Origin of the sequence: Blautia sp. SF-50 (genome assembly GCF_900101315.1) — a bacterium.
GTDB lineage: Bacteria > Bacillota > Clostridia > Lachnospirales > Lachnospiraceae > Blautia_A > Blautia_A fusiformis.
In genome coordinates this window covers 25,423-46,492 of the sequence record NZ_FMUW01000020.1, presented here as the reverse complement: position 1 = coordinate 46,492, position 21,070 = coordinate 25,423, and the positions used below count along the sequence as shown (strand labels likewise).

The 21,070-nt window shown below is 42.0% G+C and carries 18 protein-coding genes and 1 CRISPR repeat array; all 18 genes read left to right on the top strand.

All coding sequences use genetic code 11. From position 1 onward, the window contains the following. Window positions 1-9 precede the first annotated feature (9 nt). Window positions 10-747 (top strand): type I-C CRISPR-associated protein Cas5c, encoded by a 738-nt coding sequence (cas5c, locus tag BLP57_RS12420; RefSeq protein WP_092072109.1) that lies wholly within the window; start codon window positions 10-12, stop codon window positions 745-747. Beyond that, window positions 744-2,648, top strand: a complete 1,905-nt coding sequence (gene cas8c / locus BLP57_RS12415) for a type I-C CRISPR-associated protein Cas8c/Csd1 (RefSeq protein ID WP_092072106.1) — start codon at window positions 744-746, stop codon at window positions 2,646-2,648. Before cas5c ends, cas8c begins: the two co-directional genes overlap by 4 nt. Before the next feature lie 3 nt (window positions 2,649-2,651). After that, complete coding sequence (cas7c, locus tag BLP57_RS12410) at window positions 2,652-3,509, top strand: type I-C CRISPR-associated protein Cas7/Csd2 (RefSeq protein WP_092072103.1); 858 nt, start codon at window positions 2,652-2,654, stop codon at window positions 3,507-3,509. Further along, window positions 3,499-4,167 (top strand): CRISPR-associated protein Cas4, encoded by a 669-nt coding sequence (gene cas4, locus BLP57_RS12405; RefSeq protein WP_334292743.1) that lies wholly within the window; start codon window positions 3,499-3,501, stop codon window positions 4,165-4,167. Before cas7c ends, cas4 begins: the two co-directional genes overlap by 11 nt. After that, window positions 4,164-5,195, top strand: a complete 1,032-nt coding sequence (gene cas1c, locus BLP57_RS12400; RefSeq protein ID WP_092072098.1) for a type I-C CRISPR-associated endonuclease Cas1c — start codon at window positions 4,164-4,166, stop codon at window positions 5,193-5,195. The genes cas4 and cas1c overlap by 4 nt, the downstream gene beginning before the upstream one ends. Window positions 5,196-5,203: 8 nt before the next feature. Next, complete coding sequence (gene cas2 / locus BLP57_RS12395) at window positions 5,204-5,494, top strand: CRISPR-associated endonuclease Cas2 (RefSeq protein ID WP_092072094.1); 291 nt, start codon at window positions 5,204-5,206, stop codon at window positions 5,492-5,494. 168 nt (window positions 5,495-5,662) lie between these two features. Next, window positions 5,663-6,094: direct repeats of the CRISPR family, unit length 32 nt; unit sequence GTCAGCCTCTTCGTGAGGCTGTGAGTTGAAAT. Between the two features lie 22 nt (window positions 6,095-6,116). After that, window positions 6,117-6,362 (top strand): glycoside hydrolase family 113, encoded by a 246-nt coding sequence (locus BLP57_RS12390; RefSeq protein ID WP_442855623.1) that lies wholly within the window; start codon window positions 6,117-6,119, stop codon window positions 6,360-6,362. A gap of 243 nt (window positions 6,363-6,605) precedes the next feature. Continuing rightward, complete coding sequence (locus BLP57_RS12385; protein WP_092072091.1) at window positions 6,606-7,379, top strand: NifB/NifX family molybdenum-iron cluster-binding protein; 774 nt, start codon at window positions 6,606-6,608, stop codon at window positions 7,377-7,379. 208 nt (window positions 7,380-7,587) lie between these two features. Beyond that, a complete protein-coding gene (locus BLP57_RS12380; RefSeq protein WP_092072088.1) occupies window positions 7,588-8,298 on the top strand; it encodes a sulfite exporter TauE/SafE family protein in 711 nt (236 codons plus the stop codon). 44 nt (window positions 8,299-8,342) lie between these two features. Continuing rightward, entirely contained in the window at window positions 8,343-9,536 is a 1,194-nt protein-coding gene (locus tag BLP57_RS12375; RefSeq protein ID WP_175442983.1) for a PucR family transcriptional regulator, read from the top strand. A gap of 241 nt (window positions 9,537-9,777) precedes the next feature. Then, window positions 9,778-11,115 carry an aminotransferase class III-fold pyridoxal phosphate-dependent enzyme gene (locus BLP57_RS12370; protein ID WP_015525486.1) on the top strand — a complete coding sequence of 446 codons (1,338 nt, stop codon included), beginning with the start codon at window positions 9,778-9,780 and terminating at the stop codon, window positions 11,113-11,115. An 18-nt stretch (window positions 11,116-11,133) separates the two neighbouring features. Further along, window positions 11,134-12,261, top strand: a complete 1,128-nt coding sequence (locus BLP57_RS12365) for an iron-containing alcohol dehydrogenase family protein (RefSeq protein ID WP_092072082.1) — start codon at window positions 11,134-11,136, stop codon at window positions 12,259-12,261. A 113-nt stretch (window positions 12,262-12,374) separates the two neighbouring features. Then, entirely contained in the window at window positions 12,375-12,710 is a 336-nt protein-coding gene (locus tag BLP57_RS12360) for a P-II family nitrogen regulator (RefSeq protein ID WP_015525489.1), read from the top strand. 27 nt (window positions 12,711-12,737) lie between these two features. Continuing rightward, window positions 12,738-14,273: an APC family permease gene (locus tag BLP57_RS12355; RefSeq protein WP_092072079.1), complete on the top strand. Its 1,536-nt coding sequence runs from the start codon at window positions 12,738-12,740 to the stop codon at window positions 14,271-14,273. Between the two features lie 373 nt (window positions 14,274-14,646). Continuing rightward, complete coding sequence (locus BLP57_RS12350; protein ID WP_092072076.1) at window positions 14,647-17,265, top strand: cation-translocating P-type ATPase; 2,619 nt, start codon at window positions 14,647-14,649, stop codon at window positions 17,263-17,265. A gap of 2 nt (window positions 17,266-17,267) precedes the next feature. Beyond that, window positions 17,268-18,482, top strand: coding sequence for an AI-2E family transporter (locus BLP57_RS12345; protein ID WP_242827006.1), 1,215 nt, complete (start codon window positions 17,268-17,270; stop codon window positions 18,480-18,482). A gap of 60 nt (window positions 18,483-18,542) precedes the next feature. After that, complete coding sequence (locus tag BLP57_RS12340) at window positions 18,543-18,956, top strand: EamA family transporter (protein WP_015525494.1); 414 nt, start codon at window positions 18,543-18,545, stop codon at window positions 18,954-18,956. Between the two features lie 37 nt (window positions 18,957-18,993). Continuing rightward, entirely contained in the window at window positions 18,994-20,967 is a 1,974-nt protein-coding gene (locus BLP57_RS12335; RefSeq protein ID WP_092072073.1) for a bifunctional metallophosphatase/5'-nucleotidase, read from the top strand. Window positions 20,968-21,070: the final 103 nt, after the last annotated feature.

Here is a 21,070-nt window from a genome sequence, read left to right as displayed (position 1 = left end):
GTGAGAAACATGAAAAAATATAGAAATACAATAGAGTTTGAAGTATATGGACCATATGCACTTTTTTCTGATCCCGTTATGCGTGTCGGTGGAGAAAAGACAAGTTATCATATTCCCACATATGAAGCCTTGCGAGGAATTGTGGAAAGCATTTACTGGAAACCTACGATCATGTGGATCGTAGATGCAGTAAGAGTAATGAATCCGATTCAGACAGAAACAAAAGGTATCCGTCCGATCGCATATAATGGTGGCAATGAGCTTGCATACTATACGTATCTGAAAGATGTTCGTTATCAAGTGCGTGCGCATTTTGAAATAAATTATAATCATACAGAATTGAAAGATGATCGAAATGAGTATAAACATCATAATATTGCCAAAAGGATGGTCAAGCGAGGCGGACGCAGAGATATTTTTCTTGGAACAAGAGAGTGTCAGGCTTTTGAAGAACCTTGTACATTTGGCGAGGGAGAAAGCTTTTATGATACGATGACCGGAGAAGTAGATTACGGTTTTATGTATCATGGCATAACATATGCGGATGAAGCTGTTTTGGAAGAAGATAAGGGTAAAATGACAGTGCGTTTCTGGAAACCGGTTATGAAGAAGGGGGGAATTATAGAATTTATAAGACCGGAAGAATGTACACAGAAAAGACATATCAGAGAAATGGAACGTAAAATTTTCGGAAAAGATAATTTCACAGGTTTAAAGGAATTTACCAGTGAGGAGGTGGGAGAGTGAGCTGGGTAAACGAACTCATTGATCTGTATGAGATAAACAGTGACAAAATAGGTGTCATTGAGTATCGGGGAGAAATGCCATACGTTCTTTTGCCACCGTTTCATACTACTGTGACTGCACAGATAACAGTAACTATTGATCAGGATGGTAATTTTATGAATGCAGAACCGGTAGATCTTAATGATAAATTGACAATCATACCGGTTACAGAAAAATCGGGAAGCCGTACAGCAGGAAAGGAACCACATCCTTTGTGTGATAATCTGAGATATCTTGCAGGAGATTATACCAAATATTATAAGGATGATGGAATCTGTCATGAACTGTATATTTCTCAGCTGAAAGAATGGGTAGAATCGGAATACTGCCATGAGAAGGTTCGGGCAATTTATTTATATCTGAAAAAAAATACTCTGATCTCTGATCTGGTTGATAAAAAGATTATAAAATTGGATGAACAGAATCAGATTGATGACAAAGAAAATATTCAAGGAATTGTGCAGACGAAAGCATTTGTACGTTTTATTATTCGTTCGTCAAATTCAGATCTTTTTGAATTAAAAACAGATGAATGCTGGAAAGACAGAACACTTCAGGATTGTTATATAAATTATGTGCGGTCCCGGGAAAAAGAGAAAGGCTTGTGCTATCTTACCGGAAATATGGAGGCTATTTCTTATCTTCATTCTAAAAAAATCCGTAATGAAGGTGACGGAGCAAAGCTGATCTCATCAAATGACAGTCAGAATTTTACTTATCGGGGACGGTTTGTAAGTAAGGAAGAGGCTTTTGCAGTAGGAAATGAAACCTCTCAGAAAATTCATAATGCATTGAAGTGGATCATTCGGAAACAGGGAACGTTTTTTGATACGTTGGCAGTTGTTACATGGGAATCTAATCGACTGTGTATGCCAAGATGGAATGTAGATACAGAGATGATTACATCGGAATATGCCTGGGATGATGAAGAACCTGAAGAAGAAACCATATCAGATGGAAATGCAGTCACAGCTGAAAAATTTTACAAAGCACTTCGAGGATATGGAAAAAAGGTAGATAATACATCCGCAATGATCTTACTTGGTTTTGATGCGGCCACACCGGGAAGATTGTCCATGGTTGAGGAGATGACGCTGGATTCTGCGCGATATCTGGAGAATATAAAGAAATGGCATGAGAGCTGCAACTGGATTCATGAGAAATGGAAAGGTAAAGAAAGAATAGAGTTTTCCGGAATGGTTGGTGTTAAAGATGTAGCAGAGATTCTGTTTGGCATAGAAAGTAAAGGCGGACTTGCGATTGCGGACGCAAACGGAAAGAAAATGTATGCGGAAGTTGCGAGAAGATTAATTCCATGTATCTGGAATGGAACCGAAATCCCGCATGATTATGTGAACAGAGCTGTGCTTAAGGCGTCCAATCCATTAACATATAAAGATCGCAAAAATTGGGAAAGGGTTTTAACGTTAGCATGTTCGCTGGTGAAAAAAGATAGAAAAATGGAGGAATGGAATGTGGCATTAGATAAAAATCAAAAAGACAGAAATTATTTATACGGACGTTTACTGGCAGTGGCAGATCGGATTGAATATCGTACTTATGATGATGGAGATAAAGCAAGGGTTACAAATGCAAAAAGATACATGAGTACTTTTTCCCAGAGACCTTTTGAAACATGGAAGGTGATTGAAGAAAATATCCAGCCATATATGAATAAATTGGGGATTGCGGAGAGGCGTTTTTATGAAAATCTGTTAAATGATATTTATGAATTATTTGAAATAGATAGTTTCAAGGATAATAAAAAATTGGATGGTTTATATCTTCTTGGTTTTCACAGCCAGGCTTATGATCTGAAACTGAAAAAGGAAGATTCCAAAGAGAAGGAAGAGGAGGAATAAACGATGAGTGAATTAAAAGGAAAAATTGATTTTACTTTATTTGTAAGTGCTGATAATGCGAATCCAAATGGAGATCCGTTAAATGGAAACCGTCCAAGAATCAACATGGATGGATATGGTGAAATATCGGACGTGTGTATCAAAAGAAAGATAAGAAATAGACTTCAGGATCTTGGACAGAAAATTTTTGTACAGTCAGATGATCGTACAGATGATCCTTATACCAGTTTGAAAGACCGTGCAGATGGATGTGAGGAACTGAAAACTCAGATAGGAAATAAGAAAAATGCAAATCGCGATGCTTGTGCGGCGATTGCCTGCAAAGAGTGGCTGGATGTCAGAGCTTTTGGTCAGGTTTTTGCGTTTAAGGGAATTCCTGTATCATTTGGAGTAAGAGGCCCCGTTTCCATTCATCAGGCGATCAGTCTTTCGCCAATTGATATCATCAGCATGCAGATTACTAAGAGTGTGAATAGCGAATCCGGAAAAGAAAGCAAGGCCTCAGATACCATGGGGACGAAGCATAGAGTAGGTTTTGCAGTATATAAAGTAATGGGAAGTGTAAATGTTCAGCTTGCTGAAAAAACAGGATTCAGTCAGGAAGATGCGGAATTACTGAAAGAGGCATTGAAAACCTTATTTGAAAACGATGCTTCTTCTGCAAGACCAGAGGGAAGTATGGAAGTCTGCAAAATGTACTGGTGGCAGCACGATGAAAAAACGCCGGCTGTTTCCAGTGGAAAAATCCAGAGAGGCTTTGATATTAAATGTAAAGAGGAACATCCAAGAGAATTTAAAGATTACAAAATTTCATGGCATGTAGACGGATGTAAAGAACCGGAGGAGTTTGATTTTGTATAAGGAAGAAGATTTTCTTCAGTTATCCGGAATCCAGCATTTTGCATTTTGCCGAAGACAGTGGGCATTGGCTTACATAGAGTTGCAGTGGCAGGAAAATGTCAGAACAGTAGAAGGGAAAATTTTTCATGAAAACGCACATGATGTAAGTATGAAAGAAAAAAGAGGAGATCTTTTGATCGTACGTGCAATGCCGATTCACTCCTGGGAAATGGGAGTGAGCGGCGAATGTGATGTAGTGGAATTTCATAAAGTAAAAGATGGAATTCAACTGGCAGGGAAAGAAGGGCTTTATAAGGCTGTTCCGGTAGAATATAAAAGAGGCAGGCCGAAAACAGATGATTCGGATATTCTTCAGGTAGCGGCACAGGCAATGTGTCTGGAAGAAATGTTATGCTGCGATATATCTTATGGCTATATCTTTTATGGAGAAACCAGGCATCGCATGAAAGTAGAATTTACAGACGAAGTACGGGAAAAGGTTCGGAAGATATTTTCGGAGATGCATAAATATTATGAGCAGCGCTACACACCGAAGGTAAAAACAAGTAAAAAGTGTAATGCCTGTTCATTGAAGGATATTTGTATTCCTGCTTTGAATAAAAAGAAGTCTGTTTCCAGATATATCGACAGTATAATTGCAGTAGAGGAAAAAGAATGAAAAGGCTTTTGAATACATTGTATGTAACAACTGGGAATAAGTATCTGTCTTTGGATGGAGAAAATGTAGTTGTTTTGGAAGAACAGAAAGAAATCGGCAGAGTTCCTTTGCATAATCTTCAGGCAATCATTACATTTGGCTACACGGGGGCCAGTCCAGCACTTATGGGAGCATGTGCGCAGAGAAATATAGATCTTTCTTTTATGTCCAGAAATGGAAGATTTTTGGCCAGAGTTACTGGTGAGGTAAAGGGAAATGTAACATTGAGAAAGCAGCAATATCGAATCAGTGACAACAGGGAAGAAAGTATACATATAGCCAGAAATTTTATTCTCGGAAAAGTGTATAATTCCAGGTGGGTTTTGGAAAGAGCTACAAGAGACTATGCAATGCGTCTGGATGTAGAAAATATAAAAAAGAAATCTCTGTTTCTTGCACAGAACATGGGGAAAATAAGAGGATGTGAAAGAGAAGAAGAATTATTAGGGCTAGAAGGAGAAGCTGCTTCTGTATATTTCTCTGTGTTTGATGAACTGATATTACAGCAAAAGGAATTTTTTTACTTTCATGGAAGAAATAAGAGACCGCCTTTGGATAACGTTAATGCCATGCTGTCGTTTGGATATTCTTTGCTGGCAGGAATGTGCGGATCTGCGCTGGAAGCAGTGGGCCTTGATCCGTATGTTGGATTTTTTCATACAGACAGACCAGGACGTATGTCGTTGGCCCTGGATCTGATGGAAGAATTCAGAAGTGTTATGGTAGATCGTTTTGTTTTGACATTGATCAATAAAAAAATTATGAAGGAAAAATATTTCATAAAAAAGGAAAATGAAGCGGTCGTTATGACAGATGAAGGTCGAAAAGCCTTTTTGTCAGCTTGGCAGTCCAAAAAACAGGAAACTATTAAACATCCATTTCTGGATGAAAAGATAGAATGGGGAATGGCTCCGTATGTTCAAAGTATGTTGCTGGCGAGATATCTAAGAGGAGATTTGGATGAATATCCGCCATTTTTCTGGAAGTAGGTGAGATAATGCTGGTTTTGATAACATATGATGTGAATACACAAACGGCAGCAGGAAGAAAACGTCTGCGTAAAGTTGCGAAAGAGTGTACCAATTATGGACAGAGAGTGCAGAATTCAGTATTTGAGTGCCAGATGGATGCGACAAAATGCAGACAGGTGAAGAATATTCTGGAGAATATTATAGATAAAGACGTGGACAGCCTGAGATTTTATTATCTGGGTGAAAAGTACAAAAATAAAGTAGAACACATTGGTGCAAAGCCTGGATTTGATGTTACAGATACTTTAATATTATAGTGCGAAAGGTAAGCTTACAGAAATACTTCAGGACATTCGCACCAGAAAATGTGTGTATTTTACTAGAAAAAAATTTACAATATAATGATTTGAATAAAAAACAAGATTGATATGTGCAATAAGCGTAAAAAACAATTTTAGATAAATGTATTTTTGTCTAAAATTGCCGTCAGCCTCTTCGTGAGGCTGTGAGTTGAAATTGTTTCCGGAACATCCGCCTGTAAACTTGATATTGTGTCAGCCTCTTCGTGAGGCTGTGAGTTGAAATGTTGGTGCTGATTGTTCCGGCGAGAAGATCTGCGTCAGCCTCTTCGTGAGGCTGTGAGTTGAAATGAACCCGATACAAAGGTTGGCCCACTCTCCTTAGTCAGCCTCTTCGTGAGGCTGTGAGTTGAAATACAAAAATATTGTTCTTCCGATGTTGACATGGATTGTCAGCCTCTTCGTGAGGCTGTGAGTTGAAATAACGGTGGAAAAATTCAGTATGTCAGATATCCGATGTCAGCCTCTTCGTGAGGCTGTGAGTTGAAATAAGAAACACGACAACTACTATGTAGCAGGACCGGTCGTCAGTCTTTTCGTGAGGCTGTAAGTTGAAATACGAACAATCTTACGGCTATAAATTCCAAATAACTGGGAATTGCAGGGAGAACTTCGCCTGGAAGAACAGTGTGAATGGTATCGTGCAATGTTTGAGGCCTGTAAGAAACGACCATGGCTTTGTGGCTTTGCTTTATGGGAGTGGGCACCAAAGCTGCCTTCTGCTTCCGAGGCATGGAAGGACGACAGCTATGAAATATGTGAGAAACCGGTGCAGGAGATAATAAAGAGATTCTATGAGCATGAGGCAGGAACCTCATTAATGTAATATTTGTAAAGGAAAAAGAACAGTCTGTTTTGATGGGATTAATTTCTGTTATGACAGACTGTTTTTTCTATTCCATTATCAATAGTTGATTTGCGGAAAAACATCGAAATATATGTGTCGTGAGGAGAAGTTTATGCTGTATATAATACTATTAGCTGAGTTATATGGGCATATGTCAAAAACATTATTGACATATGCCTTTTATAGAACTATTATATAAGAAAAGCAAGAAAGGAGCAGTTTATGCCGAGACCAGTAAAATGCAGAAAAGTTTGCCATTTCCCCAATGTTTTAGAATTCTTTCCGGCAGATGATACTGAGAAAAAAACACCTATTGTTCTGACGGTAGATGAGTATGAAACCATCCGTCTTTTGGACAAGAAAGGTTATAGTCAGGAGCAGTGCGCAGCATCTATGCAAGTCGCAAGAACAACCGTTCAACGAATTTATGAGATTGCCAGGAAGAAAATAGCAGATGCACTCATTGATGGATATCCGCTTAAAATTGAAGGTGGAGATTTCAAAATCTGTGATGGTCAGAGCGGTAACTGTAGGCTTGGAGGATGTTATAAGCAGGAGCTTCATCAAAAATATGCAGCAGAAAAAGGAGAAGGTATCATGAGGATAGCAGTAACATATGAAAATGGACAGATTTTTCAGCACTTCGGACACACAGAAACATTTAAGATTTACGATGTAGAGGAAGGAAAAGTAGTACATTCAGAAGTAGTAGATACCAATGGAAGCGGACATGGCGCATTGGCAGGAGTTCTTAAAGCATTGAATGCAGATGTTTTGATCTGTGGCGGAATCGGAGGCGGTGCACAGACAGCGTTAGCGGCAGCCGGCATTAAGCTTTTCGGAGGAGTTTCCGGAGATGCGGATGAAGCAGTAGAAGCTTTTATCAATGAAACACTGGAGTATAATCCGGATGTGAAATGTTCTCATCATGAGCACAGCCACGGGGAAGAACATACATGTGGCGAGCATGGATGTGGAAGCCATAGCTGTCATTAAGAAAAATAGCAAAAAATAATAATACAAAAGAATGTGTTAAGGTAATGGAGAAAGGCAACTGTTGACTTTTGACTTTTAGCGTGTTAAAATCGAGAATGTAGAAAAACAAAGGCGTTTTGCAGTCATTATTGCAAAGCGTCTTTTTATTTTATCAGCAGTGATAAAGAGTGTGCGGTAAACAGATAATACAGAAAAGGAAGAATGCTTTATGAAAGAATTGTTATTTTTGTTTGTATTGTTTGTTTCTAATGTTATTCAGGCTATCACAGGGTTTGCCGGTACGGTATTGGCGATGCCGCCTTCCGTTTATTTGCTTGGGCTGGATCATGCAAAGGTGGTCCTGAATGTTATGGCCTGGCTGTCCGGACTGATGATCGCAGTGACCGGATATCGACATATAAACTGGAAAGAATTGCTTAAGATGTCTGCGGTCATGTTGGTTGGAATGTTTGCAGGGATACAGATCTGCCGGATCGTGAAATCTGAAAATATTCTTCTGACAATATATGGAATCATAATCGTCGTAGTTGCATTAAAGAATCTGTGCATCCATACAGAGAAAAAACTTCCGGATCTCATTTTGTGGATAGTTCTGATCCTGGCAGGGATAATTCATGGTATGTTTGTATCAGGAGGGGCTTTACTTGTGATCTATGCAACACAGGTACTGAAAGAAAAAGAAGAATTTCGTGCGACAGTGGCCCCTGTATGGGTGGTGCTGAATTTTTTTCTGATGGTTACCCAGTTCAGGAGCGGCCTGGTTGGAACGGCAGATATTCGACTGATCTGTATCAGTATCTTGCCATTACTTATAGCTACATGGTTAGGTAAAAAGCTGGTATGTAAAGTATCTCAGAAGGTATTTCTGAATCTGACTTATATACTGCTTCTGATATCTGGAGTATCTTTGACCGTCTGATGCAGTTGATCACAGGAAGCTGCGGTGGAGAAAGGTGTATAAATATGGCAGTAACATTGCGTGAGATCATAAAACAGGTACAGCATCTGGAGATGAAGCTGGTAGCAGGTGAGACAGGACTGGATCATGAAGTGTCATGGACGCATATGGTAGACAGCGACACGATTTCTGCATTTCTGCAGGGACAGGAACTTACCTTTACAACAGGATTAGGATTGAATGAAAATCTGACTCTTCTTCGTCTGGTAAAGGAAGTATGGCGAAACAAAGCCAGTGGAATCGTGATCAATACAGGGCCTTATATCAGTGAGATCGGACAGGATGTTATTGATTTTGCAAATGAAAAGGGATTCCCGGTATTTGAAGTACCGTGGAGGGTTCGAATGGCTGAAATCATGCGGATCATATGTTTTGCAATAACAAAAGAGCAGCAGAACGCAATTGAGGTTGCGACGGCACTGAACAATGCCTTTTTATGTCCGTCCCAGGAAGAACTGTATGTTTCGGCACTGATGAGAAAAGGGTATTTTACAGACAGTGCATATACGGTTGTGAATGTGTGTGTTCTGGAAGACAATGATCGTGTAACAGGAACAAGGCTAGAGCAGATTTTATCTAAACTGAGCAGTCATATCCGCTGTAATTATAATGGGATTTTGTGTTGTGCCCAGGATAAGCAGATTCTTCTGGTTTTGTGTGATTATTCTGATGAAGCATGCAGAAAAACTACAGAGAGGATTTTTCAGATACTATGCAGGATGGTATGTCAGAAGGAACAGATTTTTGTAAGTGTAAGTAAGCAGATTTCCGGGATCAGGCAGATTTATAAGAGCTATCAGTTTGCGGAAAAAATGTCTGATCTATTATGTGTCTGTCAGGTTCCGGGCGAGCAAAGCACAGATGGCGGAAAGATTATTTTTTACAAAGATCTTGGGATTTACAGGGTACTGCTTACACTTACAGATAAGGAAGCAATAAAAGAATATCTGGCAGATACAGTAGCTCCATTGTATGAATATGATGAGATGAACCACTCAGATCTGGTCAGAGTACTTCAGTGCTACCTGGCTAACGACTGCAGTGTCAAAAGTGCGTCACAGGAATTGATCGTACATCGAAATACAATTAATTATAAGCTTGGAAAGGTTGCTGAGATACTTGGAAAAAATCTTTCTGATTTTGATGTGCGTTTTCAGCTGAGGCTGGGTTTCCTGTTATATCAGATGAATGAAATGTAAAAGGAAAATGCGGCAGCAGAATAATAACGATTGTGCTGCAGCACAAAAATAATTGGATAGATGTCTATTGCAGACAGCCAGTGTCGAGAGTAATATATGACTCAGATAAGACAAAGGCGTCTGGTTCACAAATGAATGTGGGCCGGGCGCTTTTCTTATTCTACAACAAATAATAAGTTTGTTTACCGCAAAAATGAACAATATTTAAAACTGAATTACAGATAAAGAGGAGGAAGTTATTATGAGTTTAACAGGAAAAGAAGTAGCACAGATGCACAAAGATTATGTGATGCAGTCATGGGCAAGATCAGGAGCAGATACTTTACCGGTAGAAAGAGCTGAGGGAATTTATTTTTACGATTATGATGGAAAAAAATATGCAGATATGGCTTCACTTCTGGTGTGTTCCAACCTCGGACATGAGCTTCCGGAGATCGTTGAAGCGATCAAGGAACAGGCTGATAAGATGTGCTTCATGGCACCGGCATATGCATCCGAGCCTAAGAGCATGCTGGCAAAAATGCTTGTAGAAGCAGCAGGAGCAGATACATACAAGAGAGTTTTCTTCACAAATGGTGGAGCAGAATCCAATGAGAATGCTATAAAAATGGCACGTATGGTAACCGGAAGAACCAAGATCTTTTCCTGCTACAGAAGCTATCATGGAGCTACACTTGGAGCATCCAATGCTTCTGGTGATTGGAGAAGATATGCAGCAGAGATCGGTGGTGCAAATGGGTTCGTACACTTTATGAACCCTCAGATGTATCGTGACGGATATACAAAAGGAGTTGATGATGCAGAGGTAACGAAAAAATATCTGGATGCGCTGGATCTGCAGCTCAGATATGAAGGCCCCGGAAATGTGGCAGCGATCCTGATGGAGTCTATAGTAGGTGCAAACGGTGTCATTCTTCCTCCAGACGGATATATGGAAGGTGTTCGTGCACTTTGTGACAAATATGGAATCCTTCTGATCTGTGATGAGGTTATGGCAGGATTTTACCGTACAGGAAAAATGTTTGCATTTATGAATTTCGACATGAAACCGGATATCATTACATTTGCAAAAGGTGTTACCTGTGGTTATGTACAGCTGGGCGGATGTATTGTAAGTAAAAAGGTTGCGGAGTATTTTGAGGAAAATGTTCTTCAGTGCGGACTTACTTACAGTGGACATACACTTGCATGTGCGGCTGGTGTAGCAGCAATGAAATATTATAAAGAACACGACATCGAGGGCCATGTAGCTGAGATGCACGAGATCGTTGCTCCGTTTATGGATGAGATGGTAAAGAAGCATAAATGTATTGGTGAAGCAAGATGTATCGGTTTGTTCGGTGCACTTGAAGTAGTCAAGAATAAAGAAACCAGAGAACCGATGCAGGAATACGGCGTACCCGGACCGGTAATGCCGTGGATATTTGCAGAATTAAAAAAACGTGGCTTTGCAACCTTTGGACGTGAGAACTTTATTGAAATCTGTCCGCCACTGATCATCACGAAAGAGGAGCTGGAAGAGTATCTCCCGATCCTTGATGAAGTGCTTACAATGGTCGATGAAAAATTTTGTGACTGATAAAGCAGGAGGTAGCCTATGAACTGGGATTATCTACAGCCGGTAAAAATTCATTTCGGCAAAGGCAGAGTAAAAGAAATCAAAGAAATAGCCAGAGAGCTTGGCTGCGAAAGAGGCCTTCTGGTGGCAGGACCGTTTTTCTTTAAAAGCGGTCTTGCCGAAAAGGTCATAAAAGAGTCAGAAGGAATGATCGTTGCTTCTTTTGGAGATGTTTCTCCAAACCCGGACGTTGCAGAGGTAGATGCCTGTGCGGAAGTGATCCGGCAGAAAAATATCGGATTTGTGGTAGCACTGGGTGGAGGCAGTCCCATGGATTGTGCCAAAGCAGCTGCCAGTGTAGCTCTGACTTCGGATTCCATCCGTAAGTATCATGGAACCGGAGTAGCAATGCCGGAGAAACATCTTCCACTGATCGCAGTTCCTACGACTGCAGGAACAGGAAGTGAAGTGACCTGTGTATCAGTTCTTTCGGATCATGCAAATGGAAAAAAAGCGCCGATCGTATCAGAGGGATTTTATCCGGCAGCAGCTATCATTGATCCGGAACTTACTTATACAATGCCACCGCAGGTTACGGCAGGAACAGGAATTGATGTTCTTTCCCATGCGATCGAAGGCTATTGGAGCAAAGGTCATCAGCCGATCTGTGATGTACTTTCGATGCATGCAGCAGAACTGGTATTTAAATATGTTTACAGAGCATACAGGAAGCCCGATGATGAGGAAGCAAGGGAGAAAATGTGCGAAGCATCTTTGATCGCAGGATTGGCGTTTACTTTACCGAAAACCACTTCGTCCCATGCATGTTCATTTCCATTGACCAATATTTATCACATCCCCCATGGCGAGGCGTGTGGCCTGACCCTGGATTATTTTATAAGAATCAATGCAAAAGGCGAAGGTGGTGAACGTGTAGAGGAATTTGCCAGAAGGATTGGATTCAAAGATGCAGAAGAGATGGCGGATGCAGTTCTTGAATTAAAGAAAAAAATAGGATTGCGGTGTGATCTGAAGGATCTGGAGCTTGATGATGATCAGATTGCGGAGCTGGTTCGCATCAGCAGACACCCGAACCTTTATAACAATCCGGTAGAGATCACAGACGAGATGCTGGATGAGATGTATCGATATCTGGCCGGAAAGTGAAAGATTTTGATTGAATATTGAAAAAAATAATGATAATATAGAGAGAGACGATGGAGTCCGGATACTTTGGTATCTGGGCTCTTTTTGTATTTGTGGATGGGAGATGAAGGATTATGAAACTGATCACAGCAATCGTAAGACCTGAGAAAGTGATGGACGTCATCAAAGCACTGGAGCAGGAAGGATATTTTGCTTTTTCAAAATGGGCAATTTCAGGAAGAGGTAAGGAAAAAGGAATTCAGGTAGGGGATGTCCTTTATCAGGAAATGGCAAAAAACATGCTGTATATTACTGTTGGGGACAAAGAAAAAGATGAGGTTGTAGATATTATCATTAACAGTGCAAAGAGTGGGCAGTATGGACATTATGGTGATGGAAAAATTTTTGTTTCCGATATCAGTGAGGCATATACGATCAGTGAAGAAACCAGAGAAGATGATGATGAATGATATGATTGATGAAGCAGGAGGATATATATGGGTGAAAGAAATAAAAGAACAAAATTAAAAAAATCCATGGGACCTGGTTCGATCTGGGCAGTTGCAGTCGGTTCCATCATTGGATGGGGATGTTTTATACAGGGTGGTCTCTGGACAGAACGTGCAGGTGGACCGCTCCCGCTGTTTCTGGGATTTCTGGCAGGCGGTCTTTTAATGATCGTGGTAGGCTACAGCTATTCTTATATGATCGCAAAATTCCCGGTAGCGGGTGGTGAATTTGCCTATGCATATAAAGGCTTTGGAAGAACTGCTTCGTACATATGCGGATGGATGCTGTCGCTTGGATATCTGTCTATTGTAGCTTTGAATGCAACGGCACTTCCGGTATTGGCATCCTATATTTTCCCTGGAGTTTTTAACAGAGGTTACCTGTATACAATTGCAGGATATGATGTATATATGGGTGAAGTCGGATTATCCCTGTTCTTTATCGTACTTTTCGGGATCATGAATTACAAAGGTGCGAAATCTGTAGGAAATCTTCAGCTTGCGATGGTCCTTATCATGTGTGCAGCGGTTGTTGTATCAGTCATTGGTGTGATCGCAACAGGACATTTTGATGCTTCAAACTTGCAACCGGCATACGGAGCCGAAGGCAAGTCTCTTGGAAGCGGTTTTGTATCTATCCTGGCATTGGCTCCGTTCCTTTACGTAGGATTTGACTGTATTCCACAGGCGGCAGAAGAATATGATTTTCCACCACAGAAGTGCAAAATGCTGATCATTTCAGCATTGATCGTAGGTGCTTTGATATATGGTGCAATGGCACTGGTGACAGATTGTGTTGTTCCCTGGCAGCAGGTTCTGACTATGACAGATGCGAATGGAACTCTTGTAAAATGGCATACAGGTGCAGTTCTTGATCTTGCAATGGGAAAAGTTGGTGTGTGCTTTGTGGCACTGGCAGTGTGCATGGGGATTTTTACCGGTATGAACGGATTCTTTATGACATCCAGCCGTCTTTTATTTGGTATGGCAAGAGCAAAAATGCTTCCGTCAGCTTTTGAAAAGGTTCATCCGGAGCATAAAACTCCGTCCATATGTGTTGGGTTTACCATGATCATCTGCTGTATCTGCCCATTTTTCGGCAGAGAAGTGATCGGCTGGGTTGTAGATATGTGTTCCGTAGGTACTGCGTTCGGATATTTCTTTACCTGTGCAGGTGCTTATATTCTTCTGAAAAAATATGGCGATGATACAGATACAAATAAAATCCATCCGGCAGTAGCAATGGGTGGCTGCGTGATCTCTGTTGTAATATTGCTGCTCCTGATCGTGCCCGGTTCTCCAGCATTCATGGCTCCACAGTCCTTTGCAGCACTGATCGTGTGGGTGTTGATGGGAGTTACCTTCTATTTTGTTTCAAAGAAAAATTTTGCGAAAATCACTAAGAGAGAAATGGATTATCTGATTCTTGGAAATGTGCAGGTAGTTCGAGGACTGAGAAAAGGAAAAGATCAGGGAAGAGTTGTACAGGGAAATATTGTGGCTGATCAGAGTAATAAATCTTAAAAGGTAATAAAACGGCTGCAGGCCTATAATACTTTCAGGGTAACAGAAAAACTTCCACTCAAAAAATGGGAGTTTTTCTGTTACCGGAGTATCATATTTGCAAGGTGTGATTTATAAAGTATCTTGACAGAGGTACCAATCCTGTTATACTATTAAAACTGATAAAGGGGAGTAACCTACGTTTGGAAATCTGCGTTTGCAGTGTCGTCAGTACGGTGGAAACATCCGGCGCTGCAGGGAAATGGTGAGACTTTTATTGCATTTTTTGTTGTGCAATAAGGGTTTCTTTTTTTATATCCTTTTATCAAAAAAATCCTTTATTGCATAAAAAAATTACAGTTGGTGAATATTTGCAAAAAAGGAGGCAAAGGTAATGAAAGAAATTTATCAGCAGACAGCAGAAGAAGTTCTCGAGCGTGTGGAAAGCAGGGAATCAGGGCTTACCGATGAACAGGTCAGACGGTCCAGAGAGAAGTGCGGATGGAATGAGCTTGCAGAAGGAAAGAAAAAAAGTATTTTGCAGATCTTCTTTGAACAGTATAAGGATTTTCTGGTGCTGATCCTGATCGCATCGGCAGTGATATCCGGTATGCTTGGAGATGTGGAAAGTGCAGCAGTTATCGTGATCGTTATTACGATCAATGCGATTTTGGGAACTGTGCAGACAGTAAAGGCTGAGCAGTCCCTGCAGAGCTTAAAGAAGCTTTCCGGACCGGAGGCAAAGGTATTACGTGATGGTGTGGCGGTACAGCTCCCGGCAAGAGAACTGGTTGTAGGAGATGTGATCCTTCTTGAAGCAGGTGATATGATCCCAGCCGATGGAAGACTGATTGAAAATGCAAGTCTTAAGGTCGATGAAAGTGCCCTTACCGGAGAAAGTCTTGCGGTTGAAAAGAGTATGGACACTATTTTGGAGGAAGCATCGCTTGGTGATCGGACAAATATGCTGTTTTCCGGAAGCTTTGTCACATATGGGCGTGGCAGAGCGGTTGTAACGAATGTAGGAATGCAGACAGAGGTTGGAAAGATTGCGGGACTTCTGAAATCGACTTCGGAAAAACAGACGCCACTTCAGGCGAATCTGGATGATTTTGGAAAGAAGCTTTCCATTCTGATCCTGATATTTTGCGGAATTCTGTTTGCGATCAGTGTATTCCGCGGTGAGAAGATCAGCAGTGCATTTATGTTTGCAGTAGCACTTGCAGTCGCAGCGATTCCGGAAGCTTTAAGCTCTATCGTGACGATCGTCCTTTCTTTCGGAACACAGAAGATGGCAAAGGAGCACGCGATCATTCGTAAGCTTCAGGCTGTGGAAGGTCTTGGAAGCGTATCTGTTATCTGTTCGGATAAGACCGGAACACTCACACAGAATAAAATGACAGTAGAAGATTATTATATTGATGGAAAAAGAATCACAGCAGATGCAATTGATGTAGCAGATCCGGCGCAGAGATGTCTTTTGGACTACAGCATTTTATGTAATGATTCAACAAATGAAAATGGAGTGGAGATCGGAGATCCGACGGAAACGGCATTGATCAATCTGGGCAGCCGGTACGGAATCGAGGCTGCTGGTGTAAGAAAGCTTTATCCAAGGGAAGGAGAGCTTCCCTTTGACAGTGACCGTAAGATGATGTCAACACTTCACAGAATTGATGATGAGAACCGGATGATCGTAAAAGGTGCGGTTGACCGGCTTCTGGAGCTGACAGACAGGATCTGGACAAAGGACGGAGTTCGGGAAATCACAGAAGCAGATAAAGAAAAGATCCGGCGCCAGAATCAGGAATTTTCAATGGAAGGGTTACGGGTACTGGCATTTACCTATCGTGAAATTCCGGAGAAGCATGTATTGACGACAGAAGATGAGAATCATCTGGTATTTCTTGGCCTGATCGCTATGATGGATCCGCCGAGGGAAGAATCAAAGGCTGCAGTTGCAGAATGTATAAAAGCGGGGATCCGGCCGGTCATGATCACGGGAGATCATAAGATCACAGCAGCGGCAATCGCAAAAAGGATCGGGATCCTACATGATCTGTCAGAGGCCTGCGAAGGTGCTGATATTGAAAATATGAGTGATGAGCAGCTGAAGGAGTTTGTCCCGAATATTTCTGTGTATGCAAGAGTGTCACCGGAGCACAAGATCCGTATTGTCCGTGCATGGCAGGAGAAGGGGATGATCGTGGCAATGACCGGAGACGGTGTGAATGATGCTCCGGCATTGAAGCAGGCAGATATTGGTGTTGCAATGGGAGTGACCGGAACCGAGGTCGCAAAGGATGCCGCAGCAATGGTGCTTACAGATGATAATTTTGCAACAATTGTAAAAGCAGTGGAAAACGGACGAAATTTATATCAGAATATCAAGTATGCGATCCAGTTTCTTCTGTCAGGAAACTTTGGTGCCATCCTGGCAGTTCTTTGTGCATCCCTTGCAGGACTTCCGGTTCCCTTTGCACCGGTACATCTGCTGTTTATCAATCTTTTGACAGACAGCCTTCCGGCGATCGCATTAGGCGTGGAGCCGCACAGCAGTGAGGTGATGAATGAGAAACCAAGATCAGCAGACGAGTCAATACTGACAAAGGATTTTCTTGGTAAAATCGGTCTGGAAGGACTGGTGATCGGTCTGGTGACGATGATAGGATTTTTGACAGGATATCATCAGAATGGTGCACTGCTTGGCAGTACTTATGCCTTCGGAACACTTTGTCTGGCACGTTTGTTCCATGGATTCAACTGCAAATCGGATCATCCGGTTATCTTTACAAAACGTTTCTTTAATAATAAATGGCTTCAGGGAGCATTTGCACTTGGGGCAGTACTCATTACCGTTGTACTGATGGTTCCGGGATTTCATCTCCTGTTTAAAGTAGAGACGCTGGATCTGATGCAGCTTGGCTGTGTATATCTGTATGCGTTTGCAAGTCTTCCGATCATTCAGCTGCTTAAATGGATACGCATGAAATTAGGAAAAAGAGGAGAATGATAGTGGATATAAGTAAAATATCTGTAAAAAAAATCAGGGAGCTTATTGTGTTTACAGCATTTCTTGTGGTCGCCCTGTGGAAGTTTGATGTGGTGCTCGATGTGCTGAAAGCAATATGGGGGATCGCATTTCCTTTTGTACTTGGCGGAGCGATCGCATTTGTGACCAACGTGCCAATGAGCTTTTTAGAAAAGAAAATTTTTGGAAGGGTAAAAAAAGAAAATAAGATAGGTGCAAAACTGGCAAGACCGATAAGTCTGTTCCTTACGATCGTATTTGCGGTTGGCGTGATCGTACTGGTAATGTTCGGTGTGATCCCGCAGCTTACGCGGACAATGGGAACTCTGATGATGAGTATCGCTGATTTTATTCCGCAGATGCAAAGCTGGATCCGGGAATTCTCCCATAATAACCAGGAAATCATGAAGCTGGTAGATCAGGTACAGTTTAATCCGGATCAGGCGATCAAGTGGGGGATAAGCCTTCTTGGAAACGGTGCAGGAAATATGATGAATACCACAATGTCAGCAGTGGGTTCCATAGTCAGTGGATTGGCAACCTTTTTTATTGCTTTTTCATTTGCCTGCTATGTCCTTTTTCAGAAGGAGAAGCTGCATGTGCAGATCCGAAAAGTATTTTTTGCCTTTCTCCCAAAGAAAAAGGCAGATGCTTTTCTTAAAGTCTGTTCTCTGACTTATCGGACATTTGCAAATTTTCTTGCAGGTCAGTGTCTGGAAGCTGTGATCCTCGGCTGTATGTTTGTTGTGATACTGAGTATTTTGAGGATGCCATATGCACTTTTGATCGGAGTTTTGATTGCGTTTACCGCATTGATTCCGATTTTCGGGGCCTTCATCGGGTGTGCGGTGGGAAGCTTTTTGATCTTTATGGTAAATCCGAAACAGGCAATTTTATTTATTATAGTATTTCTGGTGCTGCAGCAGATCGAGGGAAATCTGATCTATCCTCATGTTGTGGGTGAATCCGTAGGACTCCCGTCGATCTGGGTTCTTGCAGCAGTTACGATCGGCGGAAACCTTATGGGAATTGTAGGTATGCTTGTTTTCATTCCGCTGCTTTCCGTGTTCTATACTATCTTTCGGGAATTCGTATATCTGCGCCTGAAGAAAAAGCATATCAAACAGGTGACAAAGACAGAAATAGAGGAATATACGGCGGAGGAAATTGTAAATAGTGACATATCAGAGGGGAAATGATATGATGGACTTGTATTGGGATAGTTAAGAAAAATCTTATATTTAAGTGGGGGAGTTACTATGTGGTTTGTGTTTGCCTTGCTGTCTGCTGTATTTGCGGCGCTGACCTCCATACTGGCCAAGATAGGTATTGTCGGTGTTAATTCGAATCTTGCAACAGCGATTCGAACGATGGTGGTGCTGGTTATGGCGTGGGGAATGGTTTTCCTCACAAATACCCAGGGCGGGATCGCAGCGATCAGCAAAAAAAGCTGGCTGTTTCTGATCCTTTCAGGTCTGGCAACGGGTGCTTCGTGGTTATGCTATTATCGTGCTCTGCAGATAGGCGATGCATCCAAGGTTGTGCCGATAGACAAGCTGAGTGTTGTGATCACACTGGTACTGGCATTTGTTTTTTTGCATGAGAAATTCACAGCAAAATCGATGATGGGATGTATTTTGATCGGTGTGGGAACATTATTGATGGTTTTGTAAAAAGGCATAAGAAAACTATATACAAAAGGAGAGTGTTATGAAAACACGAAAGAAAATTTCAGCAAAGCTGCTGGCGATCATGCTTATTGCTGCATTGCTGCTTCCTCTTGCATGGAATGTCCCGGTGGAAGCAGCCGAGGCAAAACAGATCGATGTTTTGTTCAGCCATGATACACATTCGCATTTGAACAGCTTTTCAACCATCGTAGATGGAGAGCAAAAAGAGGTTGGCGGATTTGCAAGGATCAAAACCCTGATCGATGAAAAGAAGCAGGAAGATCCGGACACCCTGGTGCTGGATGGCGGTGATTTTTCCATGGGAACCCTGATCCAGACCGTATACGATACGGAGGCGGCAGAGCTTCGAATGCTGGGATATCTGGGGTATGATGTGACGACTCTGGGGAATCATGAATATGATTATCGTTCAAAGGGACTGGCAAATATGCTGGAGGCTGCGAAGGCTTCCGGTGAGACAGTGCCGGCACTGGTAGTGTGCAACGTGGACTGGGACAGCATGGAGCAGGATGGATTAAGCGATGGTCAGAAGCAGATCCGGTCGGCATTTGAAGCCTACGGTGTGAAGGATTATGTAGTAGTTCAAAAAGGAGATGTAAAGGCTGCGGTAGTCGGTGTGTTCGGTAAGGATGCCCTGGAATGTGCACCGACCTGTGAATTAAAGTTCAAGGATCCGGTTGAGGCCGTAAAACAGACGGTAGAAGAGATCCGAAAAAATGAAAAAGTGGATATGATCGCTTGTGTGTCCCATGGAGGAACCTGGGAGGATGAGAACAAATCGGAGGATGAGATCCTTGCAAAAGAGGTGCCGGATATCGACTTGATCATCAGCGGACATACGCACACAGAGCTGAAAGAGGCAATTCAGCATGGGAACACATATATCGTATCCTGCGGCGAATACGGAAGAAATCTGGGATCACTTTCCATGACACAGAAGCAGGACGGACGGTGGGAGCTGACATCCTATGAGCTGATCCCTGTTTCTGAGGATGTAAAACCGGACCAGGCGACACAGGAACAGATCGATGCCCTGATGGATACGGTGGATAAGAATTATCTTGCCGATTTCGGCTATACAAGGGAAGAGGTTCTTGCTGAAAATGATGTTGAATTCAACAGTCTGGAAGAAATGGGCACGAAGCATGAAGAGTTGAATCTTGGTGATATCATGTCCGATGCATACATATATGCAGTGGAAAATTCCGAGTATTATGATGGTGATCCGGTTGATGTAGCCGTTGTTCCAAGCGGAACCGTGCGGGATACATACACAAAGGGCGATATCACAGTAGAGGATGTTTTTAATTCCTTTTCACTGGGAATCGGAAAGGATGGTGTTGCCGGATACCCGCTGATCAGTGCATACCTGACCGGAAAGGAGCTGAGGCTGGTAGCGGAGGTGGATGCTTCTGTATCAGATTTTATGACAACGGCAAGGTTATATTGCAGTGGATTGAATTTTGCATACAATCCACATCGGATGATCCTGAATAAGGTGACAGATTGTTATCTCACCAGGGCAGACGGAGAGCGGATCGAGATCCAGGATGACAAGCTGTATCATGTTGTGACAGATCTGTATACCGGCCAGATGCTTGGTTCAGTGATGAAAATGTCCTATGGACTGCTGTCTCTTGAACCGAAGGACAGGGATGGAAATCCTATTGAAAATCTGGAAGATCAGGCAATCATGGAGGACGACAGGGAATTAAAGGCCTGGGATGCGATCGCAAGATATATGCAGTCCTTTGAGGATACAGACGGCGACGGAATTGCCAATGTGCCGGAATATTATGAGACGACACATGGACGTAAGGTTGTGGAGGACAGCAGAAATATCATTGATTTGGTGAAGCAGCCGAATAAGTTTTCGGCAATGATCGCAGGTATTTGTCTGATCTTTATCGTGATCATTGTGCTTGTGGTATTTCTGATCCGAAGGATGATCCGCAGGATCAAAGTCAGAAAAGGAAAGAGAAATTCAAAATAAATATACGGCTGAGAAGAAAGCTGTCGCTTTAGCGGTTGATAGATCGCAAAGCGGCAGCTTTTATTTGTGGCAGATATATAAATGGTGAAAGAAGATATTTTAT

Bases quoted from the DNA above. Each gene is read 5' to 3' on its own strand.
- cas5c (WP_092072109.1), top strand. From the start codon at position 10: ATGAAAAAATATAGAAATACAATAGAGTTTGAAGTATATGGACCATAT.
- cas7c (WP_092072103.1), top strand. From the start codon at position 2,652: ATGAGTGAATTAAAAGGAAAAATTGATTTTACTTTATTTGTAAGTGCT.
- cas1c (WP_092072098.1), top strand. From the start codon at position 4,164: ATGAAAAGGCTTTTGAATACATTGTATGTAACAACTGGGAATAAGTAT.
- cas2 (WP_092072094.1), top strand. From the start codon at position 5,204: ATGCTGGTTTTGATAACATATGATGTGAATACACAAACGGCAGCAGGA.
- BLP57_RS12385 (WP_092072091.1), top strand. From the start codon at position 6,606: ATGCCGAGACCAGTAAAATGCAGAAAAGTTTGCCATTTCCCCAATGTT.
- BLP57_RS12380 (WP_092072088.1), top strand. From the start codon at position 7,588: ATGAAAGAATTGTTATTTTTGTTTGTATTGTTTGTTTCTAATGTTATT.
- BLP57_RS12375 (WP_175442983.1), top strand. From the start codon at position 8,343: ATGGCAGTAACATTGCGTGAGATCATAAAACAGGTACAGCATCTGGAG.
- BLP57_RS12370 (WP_015525486.1), top strand. From the start codon at position 9,778: ATGAGTTTAACAGGAAAAGAAGTAGCACAGATGCACAAAGATTATGTG.
- BLP57_RS12365 (WP_092072082.1), top strand. From the start codon at position 11,134: ATGAACTGGGATTATCTACAGCCGGTAAAAATTCATTTCGGCAAAGGC.
- BLP57_RS12360 (WP_015525489.1), top strand. From the start codon at position 12,375: ATGAAACTGATCACAGCAATCGTAAGACCTGAGAAAGTGATGGACGTC.
- BLP57_RS12355 (WP_092072079.1), top strand. From the start codon at position 12,738: ATGGGTGAAAGAAATAAAAGAACAAAATTAAAAAAATCCATGGGACCT.
- BLP57_RS12350 (WP_092072076.1), top strand. From the start codon at position 14,647: ATGAAAGAAATTTATCAGCAGACAGCAGAAGAAGTTCTCGAGCGTGTG.
- BLP57_RS12340 (WP_015525494.1), top strand. From the start codon at position 18,543: ATGTGGTTTGTGTTTGCCTTGCTGTCTGCTGTATTTGCGGCGCTGACC.
- BLP57_RS12335 (WP_092072073.1), top strand. From the start codon at position 18,994: ATGAAAACACGAAAGAAAATTTCAGCAAAGCTGCTGGCGATCATGCTT.